The 16828-nt window shown below is 49.7% G+C and carries 17 protein-coding genes; 1 reads left to right on the forward strand and 16 read right to left on the reverse strand.

What is annotated here, in order from left to right; all coding sequences use genetic code 11:
• Window positions 1-31 precede the first annotated feature (31 nt).
• The 16 genes from BN7444_RS08675 to BN7444_RS09535 all read right to left on the reverse strand — a co-directional run bounded on the left by BN7444_RS08675 (window position 32) and on the right by BN7444_RS09535 (window position 14625).
• A complete protein-coding gene (locus tag BN7444_RS08675; protein ID WP_068458249.1) occupies window positions 32-502 on the reverse strand; it encodes a cell division protein SepF in 471 nt (156 codons plus the stop codon).
• Window positions 503-512: 10 nt separating this feature from the next.
• The gene (locus tag BN7444_RS08680) at window positions 513-1202 is read right to left on the reverse strand and encodes a YggS family pyridoxal phosphate-dependent enzyme (RefSeq protein ID WP_068458251.1); all 690 of its coding nucleotides are present in this window, start codon (window positions 1200-1202) and stop codon (window positions 513-515) included.
• Window positions 1203-1217: 15 nt separating this feature from the next.
• On the reverse strand, window positions 1218-2510 hold the full coding sequence (locus tag BN7444_RS08685) for a biotin/lipoyl attachment domain-containing protein (RefSeq protein ID WP_135122067.1): 1293 nt from the start codon (window positions 2508-2510) through the stop codon (window positions 1218-1220).
• Entirely contained in the window at window positions 2507-3511 is a 1005-nt protein-coding gene (locus BN7444_RS08690; RefSeq protein WP_068458255.1) for an NAD(P)H-dependent glycerol-3-phosphate dehydrogenase, read from the reverse strand. Before BN7444_RS08690 ends, BN7444_RS08685 begins: the two co-directional genes overlap by 4 nt.
• Window position 3512: 1 nt before the next feature.
• Window positions 3513-4100, reverse strand: a complete 588-nt coding sequence (gene plsY, locus BN7444_RS08695) for a glycerol-3-phosphate 1-O-acyltransferase PlsY (protein WP_068458257.1) — start codon at window positions 4098-4100, stop codon at window positions 3513-3515.
• Window positions 4097-5404, reverse strand: a complete 1308-nt coding sequence (der, locus tag BN7444_RS08700) for a ribosome biogenesis GTPase Der (RefSeq protein WP_135122068.1) — start codon at window positions 5402-5404, stop codon at window positions 4097-4099. The genes plsY and der overlap by 4 nt, the downstream gene beginning before the upstream one ends.
• A complete protein-coding gene (locus tag BN7444_RS08705; RefSeq protein WP_068458260.1) occupies window positions 5397-6740 on the reverse strand; it encodes a DUF512 domain-containing protein in 1344 nt (447 codons plus the stop codon). The genes der and BN7444_RS08705 overlap by 8 nt, the downstream gene beginning before the upstream one ends.
• A 51-nt stretch (window positions 6741-6791) precedes the next feature.
• The gene (locus BN7444_RS08710) at window positions 6792-8024 is read right to left on the reverse strand and encodes a serine hydroxymethyltransferase (protein ID WP_068458262.1); all 1233 of its coding nucleotides are present in this window, start codon (window positions 8022-8024) and stop codon (window positions 6792-6794) included.
• A gap of 20 nt (window positions 8025-8044) precedes the next feature.
• Window positions 8045-8593, reverse strand: a complete 549-nt coding sequence (locus BN7444_RS08715) for a DUF6648 family protein (RefSeq protein WP_068458511.1) — start codon at window positions 8591-8593, stop codon at window positions 8045-8047.
• 126 nt (window positions 8594-8719) lie between these two features.
• Window positions 8720-9145, reverse strand: a complete 426-nt coding sequence (locus BN7444_RS08720) for a hypothetical protein (RefSeq protein WP_068458264.1) — start codon at window positions 9143-9145, stop codon at window positions 8720-8722.
• Between the two features lie 16 nt (window positions 9146-9161).
• Entirely contained in the window at window positions 9162-10073 is a 912-nt protein-coding gene (mnmL, locus tag BN7444_RS08725) for a tRNA modification radical SAM protein MnmL/YtqA (protein ID WP_082941339.1), read from the reverse strand.
• 1 nt (window position 10074) lies between these two features.
• Window positions 10075-10392, reverse strand: coding sequence for a DUF1292 domain-containing protein (locus tag BN7444_RS08730; RefSeq protein WP_068458268.1), 318 nt, complete (start codon window positions 10390-10392; stop codon window positions 10075-10077).
• Between the two features lie 2 nt (window positions 10393-10394).
• Window positions 10395-11834, reverse strand: a complete 1440-nt coding sequence (locus tag BN7444_RS08735; protein WP_245654214.1) for an aminoacyl-histidine dipeptidase — start codon at window positions 11832-11834, stop codon at window positions 10395-10397.
• Window positions 11835-11879: 45 nt separating this feature from the next.
• Complete coding sequence (gene msrA, locus BN7444_RS08740; protein WP_068458272.1) at window positions 11880-12374, reverse strand: peptide-methionine (S)-S-oxide reductase MsrA; 495 nt, start codon at window positions 12372-12374, stop codon at window positions 11880-11882.
• Between the two features lie 8 nt (window positions 12375-12382).
• Entirely contained in the window at window positions 12383-13720 is a 1338-nt protein-coding gene (locus BN7444_RS08745; RefSeq protein WP_068458274.1) for a GTP pyrophosphokinase, read from the reverse strand.
• Between the two features lie 155 nt (window positions 13721-13875).
• Entirely contained in the window at window positions 13876-14625 is a 750-nt protein-coding gene (locus BN7444_RS09535; protein ID WP_068458276.1) for a peptidylprolyl isomerase, read from the reverse strand.
• Window positions 14626-14928: 303 nt separating this feature from the next.
• Here BN7444_RS09535 and glmS point away from each other — a divergent pair, with 303 nt between their 5' ends.
• Window positions 14929-16749, forward strand: a complete 1821-nt coding sequence (gene glmS / locus BN7444_RS08755; protein ID WP_068458277.1) for a glutamine--fructose-6-phosphate transaminase (isomerizing) — start codon at window positions 14929-14931, stop codon at window positions 16747-16749.
• Window positions 16750-16828 lie beyond the last annotated feature (79 nt).

A 16828-nucleotide genomic window follows, 5' to 3' on the forward strand; every position in this document is an offset into this window, starting at 1 on the left:
TGTCGAAGGAGTTCATCCTTCCGAAGGCTCTTTACCAAGGAAAGATGCCCGAGTTTTGTAATTCTTCCTTCAACCCGTCGATGGCAATATTTGCCGGAGCGAGGATGAAGATGTCTTTGTTGACTTTTTGAATCTTGCCTTCCACGGCATAAAGCGCGCCGTTAACGAAATCAAAAATTTCCCGCTTTACATCTAAATCCAATTGCTCGAAGTTCAAGACCACGGCTTTGTTTTCCTTTAAGTCGTCGACGATCTTCGGGGATTCGTCGTAGCTCAGGGGCTCGTGAATGGTAATGACCATGGCGGCTTTCGTTTGAATGCTCAGCACATTGCCATTGTCTTTTCTGCGAGGAGAGACGGGTTTGTGAGAGTGCGTCGTGGTAATCGGTTCGACTTCAGTCGTTTGAAAACCGTCGTCTTCCGCGTAATCGTACTCGTCATCGTATTCGTAATCGTCACCGAAGCCGAACGCCCTTTTTAATTTGTTACCAAAATCTGCCATGTTATCCTCCTTAATATTGTCGTGCACCGAAAATGCGACTGCCTACGCGTACCATATTTGCGCCTTCTTCAATGGCGATGCGAAAGTCTTGGCTCATCCCCATGGACATATGAGTCATGTCCACGCCCTCGTAGTGGCGAGAAGCGATGTCTTCTTTTAAAGCCATCATCTTTCTAAAGAGCTGCCTTAAGTAAGCTTCGTCATCCACATTGGGGGCGACGGTCATCAACCCGTCGACTTTCAAGTGGGAGTAGTCGATGACAGATTCGAGAAATGGCAGAACCTGATCGTAGGCCAGGCCACCCTTCGACGCCTCATCGGCTATATTTACTTCCAGTAAACAATGGACCACGTGATCCGATTCGCATCCTCGTTTTTGAATTTCCTTCGCCAAGGACGATCTGTCCAGTGAATGGATTAAAACGACATCATTGTAGATATATTTTACCTTATTTGACTGCAAGTTTCCAATCATATGATAACGAACACGGTCTTTCAGGACATCTATTTTTTTCGTAAGCTCCTGGACTTTGTTTTCGCCGATATCCGTCACCCCGTGTCGAAGGGCTTCTTCGATCATATCGACGCCGTGAGTTTTCGTTACGGCGATGAGTTGAACGGGCTCTCCCGTCAAACTGTGGCGCCTGGCTTCTTCAATTTCTTCTCGCACGCGGGACAATTCGTCGCCGATCGTCGACATACACACCTCCTCGGGTCAATAGACTATCTTGTTCTTTTCCACCTTTTTCGGCTCGACGATGACATCGTCGTTGGGCTGAACGGTGGTTACATACTTGCCTTTTTTATTTTTAATCGTGGCGTCCTCGCCGCCCATGCTGATATAGGCGTCCTTGCCGCGAACGGAAAGGACCTGCACGGGCACGAAGGAGACGAAGCGGCGGATCTCGTCTACATAGACGCCGTCTTCGCCGTGCTTTCCCTTGACGATAGCCGTCGTGGGAATTCTCAGCGCCCTGGATTGACTTTTAATTATTGTAATCTTTTGCCGCCTGGGCGTGTAAACTTCTTGCAATTTGTCTTGCAAGTTTAATATTACCACGGCACCCTTCTCGTCGCGAAGCACTTTTTCCACTTGCGCCTGAGTATAAACTTTTCCGATACGCACGGTGACGGTTTGTTTGATTTGGTCTTTGACCAGGCGTTCGTCGTCGATGGGAAGGGCGATTTTGTATCGCGTGTCGCAAATGGAGCGGAAAAAGGCCTGGCCTTCTTTCACGTGGTTCTTCCCCCTCGTAAGCGGCGCCACGTCCACGGCTTTTAAATAAGAGCGGGTGAAGGTTTCGTCATCCTTTTCCAGAGACAGGTCTTTTTTTAAATCGTCGAATGTATAGCTGATGATACCGGAAGCAGGCGCCGTGTAGTCGGCGCTGGTGGATGCGATCCTTTCCGTCAACACATCTTTCTGCTCTTCCAAAGCGGGAATGGAAAGCTTTAAAAGCTCGTTTAGTTCAGACACGTTGACCGTATGTTTCGTGCTTAAATCCAAGGTATTAATCGACGAGACGAGCTTCTCGTAATCTTCGTCGCGAATAAAGCGCTGAATGTTTCGAATCACGTTTTCGTATTCTTCGTCTACCGTGTCCTTGGATTTTTCCGAGGTGCGATCGTTTTTAAAGTCGATGGCCGCCTGAATCCGTATGAGCTGATCCTTTACTTTGGAATTGTCGTTCATGACATTAATATCCGCCACGCGAAAGCCCTTGGGCACCTTCTTGCCTTCACGCACATTGTAGACGGCGGTGCCGCCGGCTTTGGTAAAGACCGTGTCTTCGTCAAAGAGCAAATAGCCATCCCCTTTAGCGACGTCGCGAAATTGAATTTCCGTCGGCTTTGCGGTTTTGGGCGCAAAAACCAGGCGGTCGTAAATAGAATAGACGCCGCCCAGCAGGATCAACAGCAAAGGAATCAGAAGCAGCAGCCGTCTGCGCTTCCTCTTTCGGTTCTGTCGACGTCGAATTTTGTTTCGAACATTCGAGCCTTGTGTCATAGTAAAAAGATCTTCTCGTTTTCGTGTTTATTCGGGCGCTGCATTAAATCCAGCACCGCCTGTCTCGGATCCGCCGAGCGGTACAAAACGTCGTAAAGTTTTTCCGTAATGGGCATTTCGATGCCAAGTTCCCCTGCCAATTCGTAGCAGGCCTTGGTGGTCTTATACCCTTCTACCACCATGCCCACCTTCTCGATGGCATCTTCCGGTGCCGTTCCCTTGCCGACCAGGTTTCCGAAACGCCAATTTCTGCTGTGGACGCTGGTGCAGGTGACGATTAAATCGCCGATGCCGGAAAGGCCTTGGAAGGTGACGGGCTTTGCGCCGAGGGCGATACCCAGCCGCTGAATTTCAGTGAGGCCCCGGGTCATCAGGGCCGCCTTGGCATTGTCTCCGTAGCCCAATCCGTCGGATAGGCCGGCGCCGAGGGCGATAATGTTTTTAAGAGCTCCGCCCATTTCCACGCCGATCATATCGTCTTGAACATAGACGCGGAAACTGTCGTGAGTAAACAAATCCTGTGCCCACAAGGCGTCCTTTTCATCCTCAGCACAAACCAATACGGTGGTGGGCATAAGTTTCGCCACCTCTTCCGCATGGGAAGGCCCGGAAAGAACGATATAGGGCGCGCCGGGCAATACTTCTTTCGCCACTTGTGACAGGCGCAAGTGACTGCCTTGCTCCAAGCCCTTGGCCAGATTGATGATCCGTACCCCGGTCCCCACGCGGGCAATGTCTTCCAAGCAGGAGCGAATCGCCGCCGTGGGCACGGCGAGGACGATGCCGTCTGCCCCGTCGATGGCCTCTTCAATGGAAAGATGGATTTCTATGGACGGGTGGAATGTAAAATCTTCCAAGTAGCCGGGATTGTCCCCGACGTTTCGAATCCGCTCATACTGCTCTTCGCTTTGAGTATACATATGAACTTCGTGGCCGATGGTGGCCAGAAGATTGGCAATGGCGCTTCCCCAACTGCCGCAACCGATGATTCCGATCTTCAACTTATCTCCCTCCGATTCTGTTTTCTCTGCCTTCTTTCAGGCGAATCAGATTATCTTTATGTCGAACAAAACCTAAAAGCCAAACCAAAAGAACGGCCAATCCATTGCCGAAATCATGTCCGTATAAGACGAGCATGGCCACGGAACTGATGCTCAAAAAAGTTAACGAGCCGACGCTGACGTACTTCGTCGTCTTTGCCGCAACGAATCCGCACAGGGCGCCGATCGCCGTACTCACGGGCTCGACGACGCCCCAGGAACCGAAGGTGGTGGCGATGCCTTTGCCGCCGCGAAAACCGAGGTAAAAGGGAAAGTCGTGGCCGAGGACGACGAAGAGCCCGGCAAAGAGACGCATAGATTCGTCCAGCATGGGCGCGAGAAGAACCATGGCCACTGCGCCTTTGACCACATCGATGGCGAAGGTGGCATAGCCCAGCTTTTTCCCCATGACACGTATGGCATTGGTAGTTCCCGCATTGCCGCTTCCCTCGTCGCGAATGTCTTTGTGGCGAAAAAGCTGGCTCAAAATATAGGCACCGGAAACGGAGCCCACGAGGTAGCAGCCCAAGAGAACGAGGAAAGTTTTCATCGATTCTTCAACTCCATAATAATGGGCACGCCGTCAAAGCGATAGGAGGCTCGAATTTGGTTTTCCAAATACCGCAGATAGGTAAAGTGGAACAGCTCCTTGTCGTTGACGGACAAGACGATTTTCGGCGGTCTCGCCGACACTTGGCTGGCGTAGTAAAGTTTTCCCCTCTTGCCCTTGTCGGAAGGGGGCTGATTCATTAAGACGGCGCGGTTCATAATGTCGTTTAAAACCCCCGTCTGGATCCTGAGGGAGTAATTGTTGTTGACCACGTGAATCATATTCAACAGCTTATCCACCCGAGAGCCCGTCAGGGCAGAAATGAAGATCATGGGCGCGTAATTTAAGAAGGGCAGTTCTCTGCGAATGGCCTCTTCGTATTGCTTCATGGTCCGGGTTTCTTTTTCGATGGCGTCCCACTTGTTTACGGCGATAATCATGGCCTTCTTATTGTCGTGGGCATAGCCGGCGATTTTGGAATCCTGTTCGCTGACGCCTTCCTTGGCATCGATTAAAAGCACGCACACGTCGGCGAGCTCGATGCTCCTTAAGGTACGCACCACGGAGTAGCGCTCCACTTTTTCGTTGATCTTCTTGCGCTTTCTCAGCCCGGCCGTATCGATTAGAACGTAATCCGTATCTTCGTATTCAAAAAACGAGTGAATGGAATCGCGGGTGGTGCCGGGAATGTTCGTCACGATGGAGCGCTCTTCCCCTAAAATGCGATTCACCAAGGAAGATTTGCCGGCATTGGGCTTGCCGATAAAGGCCACTTTGATTTCGTCGCGAAAATCGTCTTCTTCCCCTTTGGGAAAGGAAGCTACTGTGGCATCGAGCAAGTCGCCGATACCTCGGGACTGCTCGGCACTAATGACGTAGGGCTCGCCCAGACCCAGTTCGTAGAAATCGTAGCGATGTTCTTCCGATTCCTTGGCATCCATTTTATTTACGACGAGAAGGGCTTCCTTTCCGCTCTTGCGTATATAGGCCGCCACCTCGCGGTCTACATTGGTTAAGCCTTCCTTGCCGTCCACGACAAATAAAATAATCTGCGCGTTTTCCACGGCCACTTCCGCCTGAGCCATAATTTCGGGCATAAAGGTCTCGGCACTGGAAGGATCCAGCCCGCCCGTGTCGATTAAAGTAAATTCATGATCCAGCCACGTGGCCTTCGCATAGATTCTGTCCCGCGTCACGCCCGGCGTATCCTCTGTAATGGATATTTTCGAGCGGGTCAGCACATTAAATAAGGTACTCTTCCCAACATTGGGACGACCTATAATACAGACGACCGGTCTATTCAACAGGACGCACCTCCAAACATTTTTGTAAAAATTCCCCGCCATTGTTGCTTACGGTAATAATTTTCGCACCTAATTCTTCTTCCAAAGCGTCCACCGTCACATCGTCCAATGTAATGGCGCGGTCGCTTCGAAACATAGACATAGGTAACATTATAGCATCGTGGATTTTACCTTTCAATTGACGGACCACATCCTCCGCCGTCAAGAGCCCCGCCACCTTTACCGTGTCGCCGAAAAATTCATTTTTTACGGTGACCACGTCGAGATGAATGCCGGGAAACTTTTCGCCTATCATATCCGCCATGGAGCGAAACAAAGGCGCCGCATACTCCCCTGTTGCCAAGGTGATCTTCGAATGGTAATCGCCCTCTGCCGCATCCAGGGCTTCTTTAAATTCCTCGAAGAAGGAGCGCATGAGGCCCACTCCGTTTTCGTATTGGGGATAGCCGTCGTAATATTCCGATTCCGGCAGATCCTTCTCGGCGATGAGATAAAATTCGTCGGAGGCATAGACCCAGTGGCGACCGCATTTTTCTCGCATCTTTTTGCCGAAGGCCTCGGCAATGGCGATCACCTCTCGCGCCTCTTCCTTGGTATAGGGCGCAAGCTTCGGCAAGTGATCCCGATACTTGGAAAGACCTACGGGGACCATGGCCACAGAGGCCACCTGAGGCATGAGGGAGGCTAAATCCCGCAGGGTACGCTTCAATTCCTCTCCGTCGTTTACATTGGGCAAGAGGACGATCTGCGCGTTCATGACGATCCCGGCACGAGCCAGGCGCTTCATGTCTTCCATAATCTTTCCCGCCGAAGGATTTTTCAAAAGCTTCACCCGCAACTCTGGATTGGTGGCGTGAACCGACACATTAATTGGGCTTAGGCCATAGGCGATCATGCGATCGAAGTCTTCTTTTTTTATATTGGTCAGGGTAATGTAATTGCCCTGAAGAAATGAAAGGCGTGAATCGTCGTCTTTAATGTATAGACTGTCCCGCATATTCGGCGGCATTTGATCGATAAAGCAAAACAAACAGCGATTGGAGCAGGTCTTTTGTTTATCCAACAAAGGCGTGACGAAGTTTAATCCCACGGGTTCTTCCACGTCCTTTTCGATATCGTAAAGGATCAGCTCTCCGTCTTGCTTCTCTATGGTCAAGGTAATGTACTCGTTGGCCGATTCGTAGCGATAGTCGATGACATCCCGCACTTCCCTGTCATTAATGGCGATGAGTCGGTCGCCGGCTTCGATTTCCAGTTCTTCGCCGATGGACCCGGGATCGACGGAGCGGATCGTGTTTAATGCTTTATGAACGATGTCGATTTCATATGGGTTCATGGCGCCTCCTCTCGTCATATTAGAAAAGGACTCTTTCGAGTCCTTCTCCCGTTATTTGTAAAGGGGGAATTTTTCGCAAAAAATCCTTACCCTGTCTTTTGCTTCGTCTTCCGAAATGGTTTTTTTCAGCAGGTCCACCATAATCTGTGCCACATAGGCCGCATCTTCTTCTTTTGCACCCAGGGTGGTAATGGCCGGGGTACCGATGCGAATGCCGCTGGTGACCATGGGTTTTTCGGGATCGTAGGGAATCATGTTTTTATTGACGGCGAGGCCGCTATCGTTTAAAAGTTTTTCCGCTTCTTTCCCGTTCATCTTTAAGGAGCGAAGATCCAAGAGCAGCAGGTGATTGTCCGTGCCGCCGGAAACCAAGTCCACGCCTTGTTCCAAAAAGACCTTTTCCATGGCCTTGGCATTGTCGATGATCTGCTTGCAGTACACCTTAAAGTCGGGCTGTGCCGCTTCGTGGAAGGACACGGCTTTTGCCGCGATGACGTGTTCCAAGGGGCCGCCTTGCAGTCCGGGGAACACGGCCTTGTCGATGGTCTTGTGCAGCTCTTCCGTGCACAGAATGGCGCCGCCTCTGGGACCGCGCAGGGTCTTGTGCGTCGTGGTGGTGACCACGTCGGCGTAGGGCACGGGATTTTCGTGATAGCCGGTGGCTACAAGTCCTGCGATGTGAGCCATATCGACCATAAAATAGGCACCGCTTGCCTTCACGACCTCGCTCATACGCTTAAAGTCGATTTTTCTCGGATAGGCCGATGCGCCGGCAATTACCAGCTTGGGCTCGTACTTCTTTACCGCATCTTCAAAGGCGTCGTAGTCGATTCGGCCGGTTTCTTTGTCCACGCCGTAAGCCACCACGTCGAAGTATTTACCGGAAATATTCACCGGGCTGCCGTGGGACAGGTGACCGCCTTGGCTCAGGTTCATGCCCAGCATTCGTTCGCCGGGCTTCAACAGGCCCAGGTATACGGCCATATTGGCATTGGCACCGCTGTGGGGCTGAACATTGGCGTGATCGGCACCGTAAAGGGCCTTGAAGCGATCGATGGCCAATTGCTCCACTTCATCCACCACTTCGCAGCCGCCGTAATAGCGCGCACCGGGAAGACCTTCGGCATATTTATTGGTTAAAGGCGATCCCATGGCCTCCATGACGCTGCGGGAGACAAAATTTTCCGATGCGATCAGCTCGATGTGACTTTGCTGACGATGAATTTCTTTTTGGATCAGCTCAAAGATCGCAGGATCCGATTGTTTCAGATGATTGAATTCCAAACCTTGCCTCCTTCTATGGCTCAGTACCTGTCGTTAATGTACATGTCGATTTTCGACCGCATCTTTTCTTCCATGAAAATATCGCGGTCGTGCAAATACCGGTAAACTCTCCGGGATGTGGAATGTAAAATATATTCCGGGTATTCGATAAAGACGATTTCGAACAGGCGGTCCTGAAGTTTTTTTCCGTCGCAGTGCACGAAATAGGCGTACACATTTTTACAATCGACGAATTTCAAAATTTCAAGTATCGTATCGTCTTTCTTTCCGTAATATTTTTCGGTCAAAGAAAGGCAACGGCTGTACTCGCGATTACACTTTTGGCGCCCCTTCAAGCGACGGGCCTCCATGCGATAACTTTTGGCAAGGGCATTGTAATACTGGTAGTTAAAGATGCCTTTTTCCAATCGGTCGATGATTAAAAAAGGGCGCACATTGCTATTGTGCATGTCTTTTAAATTCGACTGCAGAAATTCCTTTTTGTTTAAATCGCCTCGCTCGTAAGCGCGAATCAAGGCGCTGCGTCTTTCCATAAAGTGCCGGAACCATTCGTCGCAAATGGGTTCCATCTTTAAGCCGTCGTCGTCAAAAGATTGCATTGATAATTAGCGGCAACACCATGGCAACACATAAAACGACTGCGATGATTCGGATAATTGTCTTATTTGCTTTCATTCCGATCCCCTGTCAAATCCTTAGCCTTCTAAAGAAACTTCCAGTGCGTATTCTTTTAATTCTGCCGGGAAGTCGGCTTCAACGTAGTTGACGTTAATGTAAATTTCGCGGTTTTCCATGCCCAATGCTTCCAAGCGGTTTGCCAAATCGACTAAGTCGTCGATGGAAAGATCTACGACTTTGTACATGCCGTCGACGTAAACTTTTTGCAAGTCGTAGTCCATGGCGAACATACCGCATAAGAAGCCGTAGAATTCATCCAGGGTCGTTAAGTCGTATTCCGTGGCATTAATTAAGCGCACATTGTAATCTAAGCTGAAAATGTGATCGTCGTCGACTTCGACAAAAGCGATATTGCCGTTGCCGCCTTCGTGATCTTCGTTGGCGTGGTCGATTAACCATTTCGTCTTTCCTGCGCCTTTTGCTCCTAAAATGTAATGAATCATTGTGATCATCCTTTCTCTATTTTCTATAGAAGTGACCTTGCGGCCGATTCTCCTCATTCATTCGACGAATAATTTCGTCCCGAATATAATACCAGCTTCTGTTCCAATTGGCGAAGAGCACGTCGTCTTCCGGCGCACGGCCCAAGAGGCGACCCACCACCATCTCCGGCGGGCAGTGTTCTAAAAACAGAATCACACGCTCCATAAATTCTTCCATGGGAAGGGGAACGAAGTCGCCGGATTCATACATATCGGCTAGCTTGGTGTGCTTCGCCACGTAAAGATTGTGAATCTTCACCTCGTCGGCGCCTACATCAGCCAAAAGCTTCGCGCCTCGAATCACGTCTTCGCGGCTGTCCCAAGGCAAATCCAGAATCATATGAACACAAAGGCGAAGGCCTTTGTCTTTAATACGCTTGGCGGCATCGATAAAGGCATCGACGCCGTGCCCCCGATTGATCAGGGCCAGGGTCTTTTCGTTGGCTGATTGCAGACCCAATTCAAAGGTAATGACTTTGTCGGGAAAGATTTCTTTCGCCGCTTCTAAATAACTGTCGTCGACACAATCGGGCCGAGTGGAAATCGACACGCCGAGGATGTCTTCCGTGGCCACCGCCTTTAAATTTTCTTTAAATTCTTCCAAGGGAAGGTAGGTGCCGGTAAAATTTTGAAAATAGGCGATGAAGCCCCGGGCATTGTACCGGGTCTTCATGCGCTCTTTATTTTCTTTAAATTGTTCGCCGATGCTTCCGTGAATCCATTCGAAGCTTCCCCCTTCTTCGCCACAGAAAATGCAACCGCCTACACCTGCCGTGCCGTCGCGATTAGGACAGCTGCCTTTCAGGTGAATGGGCACCTTGTACACTTTCATGCCGAAGGTTTCATTGGCATAAGCGCTGAAGCTTCGATAAGGTAATTGTTCCGTAATTTTAGACTCCTTGGTCTTCTACTTCTTCCGCATAGAGGCGCTCGAATTCGTCGGCCACTTCGTTGAAAAAGTCTTCATCTTCTATAAAGACCAATTCCAATTCGCCTTCTTCAAGCTCCGTGTATTCGTAAAGTAAAACGGAAGCGTCTTCGTCGACCTCGTCGTCCTTTAAGGGCAATAAGGCGATGTAGTCTTTTTCTTCGTAGGGAAAGACGCCGATGACGGCACAGTCCATTTCGCTGTCATCTTCTAAAGTCAACGTGATGACGTCCATTTCCTCATGTTCATGTTCATGTTCGTGATTGTGATCGTGGCTCATATTTATCCTTTCGTATTTAACAGTTTAATCAGGTAGTCGAAGACTCTCTTCGTGGAAGAAATGGATAGATTTTCTCCCGGTGCATGCACGCCTTCCATGTCGGGGCCAATGGAAATCATATCCATATGACCGATGGCATCTTGCAAAATGCCGCATTCTAAACCGGCGTGAATCATTTCTACCGTGGCTTCTTCGCCGGTGATTTCTTTCCAGAGTTTGACGGCCTTGTCGCGCAGCGGCGATTCTTCCGCATATTCCCATGCGGCGTAGGAAGATTGTTCTTCGTATTTACCGCCGTTGACTTCGCCGGCCATGCGGTTTTTCAATGCGATAAAATGAATCTTGCTTTCCACATCGCTTCGGATTTGCATGGTGAAAACCACTTTTTCGTCGTCGCTTGCGCCGACGCCCACATTGGTGGAAGATTCAACCAAGCCTTCGATTTTTTTGCTGAAGGTATTGACGCCGTTGGGTGCCAAAAGCAGGTAGTTGATGATGCCGTCGGCTACTTCCGGGGTGAGGACCTTGTCGGCCTTGGCTTCGACAATACTCAGCTTGCCGTTGGGGTCCGTGGCGACGAATTCCTTAAGAATCGTGTCGGCCGAGCGATTCAAGGCTTCTTTTACAACGTCCACATCTTTGGAGTCGACGCCGATAATGGCTTCGGCATCTCTGGGGATGGCGTTGGGCTTGGATCCGCCGGAGAAGTCAACCAATTCGAAATCGTGTTCGAAGGACACTTCTCTTAACATCCGCGCCAGTAAAAGAATGGGGTTGCCCCGTTCGTCGTCGATGTCCGCGCCGGAGTGGCCACCGCGGAATCCGCCGAAGTCCAGTTGAAGGAAGACGTCTTTTTCCGGTGCTTTAAAGGATTTTTCAAAAACAATATTGGACACCAAACCGCCGGCACAGCCCACAGTAATAATGCCTTCTTCTTCCGAGTCGATGTTGATCAAGGTACGGCCTTCGAGGAGCTTCCCGTCGAGGGTGTGAGCTCCGGTCATGCCGGTCTCTTCGTCCGTGGTGATCAAGCATTCCAACGCGGGATGTTCGTAATCGCCGTCTAAAATCGCCAGCATCATGGCCACGGCAATGCCGTCGTCGGCGCCTAATGTGGTGTTCTTGGCAATAATGCGATCGCCTTCCACGACCGCTTCGATGGGGTCACAACAGAAATTGTGTTCGTGGCCTTTCGTCGCTTCGCAGACCATATCCATGTGGCCTTGTAAGATGACGATGGGCTCATTTTCATAGCCCTTCGTTGCGGGCTTTTTAATGATGACGTTGTTCTCTTCGTCTTGAATGACCTCGAGATTTCGTTCTTTCGCCCATGCTACCAAGTAATTGCTGATTTTTTCTTCCTCTTTGCTGCATCTGGGAATGTCCGTAATTTCAGCAAAGTACTTCAATACCGGGAAGTCGCCGGTTAAACCTTTTATCACAATATCACCTCTCCTTTATATTACACGAAATACACCGTTCCGTCATTAGTTTTCGCTTTTCTTCGGCAAAGGAATGTGGCAATAGCCGCCGGGATTTTTCACCAAATACTTTTGATGGTATTCCTCCGCCTCGGTGAAGTTTTGAAGGGCCTCCACCTCTACCCAAATCTTGCGTGGGGACTCCTTTTGTCGCCTCTGCTTGTCCTCTTCGTAAAAGGTCTCCAGTGCCTCGTCACCGGGTCGATAGTAAAGGCCGGTGCGGTACTGCCGCCCCACGTCGTTTCCCTGGCGAAAATAGCTGTAGGGGTCGATGATTTTATAAAACAAATCGACGATTTCCTGCCTGGAAATAACGTCGTCATCGAATTCGATGATGACGCCTTCCGCCGCCTTGCTCTTGCCGTAGCACAGGTCTTCGTAGGTGGGATTCGGGATGTCGGAATTGACATAGCCCACCAAAGTCGACGTAATACCTTTCGTACGACGAAAATATTCTTCTACGCCCCAAAAACAGCCGCCGGCCAAAATAATTTCCGCCATGCTCCCTCCTAACTGTTCAATAAGCGCTCGATGCGCGATTTGTTTTCCTGAAAATCCTCGAAGGAGTCGATATTTCGAAAGACCTGAGATATGGAATGATTGCTCAATCCGTAGTACTTGCTGATCATATGGTTCATGGAAGGATCTTTTTCCACCATGGTGGCGTAGCAATCCAGAACGAAATCCACGAGGACTTGGTATTCTTCCTCGGAAAATCCTCTGGAGTCCACTTCTCTCGATACCATGTTCACCAAGAGGCTTTCCAAATAGCGGAAAAACTCTTCGAAGTCAATTCGCGGCTCCGATTGCTCGATGACGGCGATGATCTTGAAGAATAAATTCCATCCGAATTCCCGCGGCATGACGGCGTAAACCGCCCGGCCCACCCGTTCGGTAAAGTCTGTGGTAAAGCTCGGTTTGCGATCGAATTCCACGCTCTCGGACACTTTGAAGCCTCGCTGGTCGATGTGGTTGATGCGGTTCAAAAGGCGAATGAAGTTTTCCCCTTCGTTATAGTCCAAGAGCTCCTGACATTTGTAATCCAGGTAATCCACGATAATGTCCGAGGTTTCGTTAAAGTCCACGACGAAGCCCAGCTCTTTTCGAATGTTTCCCACGAAAATGTCGTGAATGATTTTCGACAACAGGCTCTTCACCTGTTTGTGATTGCTGTAGGCCGCCGAGGAGTCCATGTCGTTGACGTGTTCGTAAAGAATCCTCAACTGCCTGTCGATCATGGACAGATTGTCCTTAATGGAGTGCATAATGTCCCGGAAAAATTCTTCCGTGAGCATGTAATTGTAGTTCTTATACAAGACCTTGTGGTCGATTTCGCCCCAGAAGACATTGACCAAGGACTTGATCTGCAGTTCGAAATTAATATTTTCGTCGCCATCTTTAATAATGCCGTCGATTTTATAAATGCCGAAGCCGTTTTTTTGAATCATGGGCTGGGCCGTTTCCATATCGAGGAAAATGCCCTTGTGGGTCGGCGAGCGATAGTAGCCGTCTTCGACGGGAATGTAAAACAGATCCTTAATGGCGCGGTAGATGGCCGCCTCGTCGTCGGTAAAGCGACATTCAATTCGAAGACCGATAATGTCCTGCATATTCCGAAGCATTTTCGACGGATCGTCGTAACGCATGTAAAGGCTGTTGCGAATAATTTTTTCCCGCAGAGAGTTTGGCGATTTAATTCGGGAATTGACCGCGAGAAAACGGTCGTTTTCCATAAATTCCATTTCGAAAAAGTTTTCGAGCTCGTTCTCAAGCTCCGCAATGTGATCGTATTTATTGTTCAACAGCTCGATGGAGCGGTCGATAAAATTAAATAAATCCAGTTCCATATCTTCCCCCTGACTTACCCTCTAGTATAACACAGAACAAAGTCGGAAAACGATCCAGGCTTCGCTCTTTGCCATTGGCATCGCCTGTGAATTAAAGGTTTGAAGATATATTTTTTCTTTTCAAAAGCAATAAAAAAGCGGCCGAAGCCACTTCTTTATTTGTATTCTACCTTGTATTTCTTTTCCAGCTCGGCTACCTTGTCCAAATAGCATTGTTGTTGTTTTTGACGCGTCAGTTCCATTTGAATTTCGCCGCGAACGTCGTCGAAACTTTTCGCTTCTTCCGGACTGCCTTCAAAGCGTTTAATAATATGGTAACCGAATTGGGTCTTCACGGGATCGGAAATTTCTCCGTCTTTCATGGCGAAGACTTCTTCCTCGAACTCCGGTACCATTTGACCGCGACCGAAGGTACCCAAGTCGCCGCCGTTTTGATTGGAGGGGCAGGAAGAGTGTTCCTTGGCAAGATCGGCAAAGTCGGCGCCTTCACGTGCTTGCTTGGCGAGGTCGGCGGCCTTTTCTTCGTCGTCGATTAAAATGTGAGCGGCGTGTACGGATTCCGGCTTTTTGAAATAATCCTTGTTTTCTTCGTAATACTTTTTCATGTCCTCTTCAGACACTTCCACGCCTTCAATGGTTTTTGAGAAGTTGTAGGATTTCAAAAGGGACTTCTTCGTATCGGCGAAGACCTTTTTAAATTCTTCCTCTTCGTCCAATTTTCTGTCTTGGGCATCCAAAAGCAAAAGCTCTTGACGAACCAATTCGTCTAAAATATGCTTTTTGCCTTCTTCACCTTGGAATTGAATGGCCATTTGCGGATTCATGCTCTTTAAATAAGCATCCACATCGGATTGATGAATGTCCATTTGTCCAATGGACGCCAGTACTTTATTTTCTTCAGTCATGATTACCTCCTAGTATTTGCGGCATATTTGCCTTTCTCTGCACTTTATCATAACAATCCTATATTCTTCCGTCAAGATGAGTCTATTCTCTTAATCCCGAGGGCTATGGTATAATGTTTATGTACGCTAGTAATTTAGTGCGGGAGAAGAATATGAGCGCCAGCACCTACAAGGTGGACGAGGAATGAAGTGATCGAAATTTTCGGCGGATGCTTCATAGGTCTGCAACCTAAGTATTGTACAAAACCCAGAGCAATCTGTGCACAAAATCAATACGGCAGCTCCCGAGATTAGGAGGATATTATGTGTGGAATTGTCGCCTTTAACGGCAAAGTAAATGCTGAAGAACGGATTCTTCAGGGACTTGAAAAATTAGAATATCGCGGCTACGACAGTGCCGGCATCGCCATCATCGAAGACGGCGTATTAAAAGTTACAAAAGCCGCCGGCCGCTTGGATGCTTTGGAAGAAAAGCTCCGCGCCCATCCCCTGGCAGGCCACAACGGCATAGGCCACACCCGCTGGGCTACCCACGGCGTCCCCAGTGAAATAAACGCCCACCCCCACGTCTCCAGCGATCAAAAGGTGGCCGTGGTACACAACGGCATTATCGAGAATTTCCAGGAAATTAAAAATAGACTCATGGAAGAAGGCTACACCTTCTATTCCGATACGGATACGGAAGTAGTGGCGAACTTAATCGCATCGAAGCTTCACGGCGACTTGAAGGCGGCCGTTGAAGAGGCGACGAAAGAACTCCGCGGCACATTCAGCCTGGCCGTCCTCTCGTCGGAGGATCCAGAAACCTTAATCGTCACCCGCAGGGAATCCCCCTTGATTTTAGGCATCGCCGAAGACGGCGTCTTTGCCGCATCGGACATCCCCGCCCTCTTGGCCTACACCCGCGATGTGATTTATTTGGATAACGACGATCTCGTGGTCATCGAAGGCGGCCACTACACCATCTATAACGGCGGCAAGGCCATCGAAAAAGCTGTGCAAACTGTGGAATGGAGCATGGAAAGCGCCGGCAAAGAAGGTTTCGAACACTACATGATGAAAGAAATCTTCGAACAGCCCAAAGCCATCCGCGACTGCCTGCGCCGCAAAGTGAAGGACAATTTCGTCAGCTTCGGCGACCAATCCTTTACGAAAGATGAAATCGAAGCCTTCGACCACGTCTACATGACCGCCTGCGGCACGGCCTTCCACGCTTCCCAAGTGGGCAAGCGCGCCTTGGAAGAGGCCATGCAAAAGGAAATTACGGCGGAAATCGCATCGGAATTCCGCTACAATATGCCCTTCTTAAACGAAAACAGCCTGCTCATCGTCGTGAGCCAATCCGGCGAAACCGGCGACACCCTGGCCGTGCTTCGTGAAGCGAAACAGCGCGGTGCGAAAGTTCTCGCCATTACCAATGTGTTGGGCTCCAGTATCGACCGCGAAAGCGATAAGGTCATTTACTGCGACGCGGGCCCCGAAATTTCCGTGGCCAGCACCAAGGCCTACTCCACTCAGCTCCTAAGCCTTTATCTCCTGGCATTGGACTTCGGCTACAAGCTGGGCACCTACGACGAAGAAGCGGTGAAAGTCGCCATCGAAGAACTCTCCGGCGTTCCCGAAAAGATCGAATCCATTTTGGAAAACGTCGACGCCTTGGATCCCATCGCCAAGCGCCTGTCCTCTCACCCGGCCATCTTCTACTTGGGCCGCGGCATCGACTACCTAAGCGCAAAAGAAGGCGCATTGAAGCTTAAGGAAATTTCCTACATTCACGCCCAATCCATGCCCGCCGGTGAATTAAAACACGGCAGCATCGCCTTGGTAGAAGACGGTATTCCCATCGTCACCATTATCACCCAATCCCTTCTCGTGGAAAAGAGCATTTCCAATATTAAAGAAGTAAAGGCTAGAGGCGCCTACAATATCGTCATCACCAACGACCTCAGCGCCCACATCGACGAAGTGGCCGACGATTTGATCCGAATCCCCGCCATTTCCGATCTCTACGCCCCCATCCTCGCCGTCCTGCCCCAACAAATCCTCGCCTACAAAGTGAGCGTCCTCTTGGGCAACGACGTGGACAAGCCGAGAAACCTGGCGAAATCCGTTACCGTCGAATAATATAACGAATCGGCATAAGTTCGCTTGTGCCGATTTTTTCATGCAAAAAGGACTTCCCAACCTGAGAAGTCCTTTTTTT

It is taken from the genome of Peptoniphilus pacaensis, from assembly GCF_900088125.1.
GTDB classification, from domain to species: domain Bacteria; phylum Bacillota; class Clostridia; order Tissierellales; family Peptoniphilaceae; genus Aedoeadaptatus; species Aedoeadaptatus pacaensis.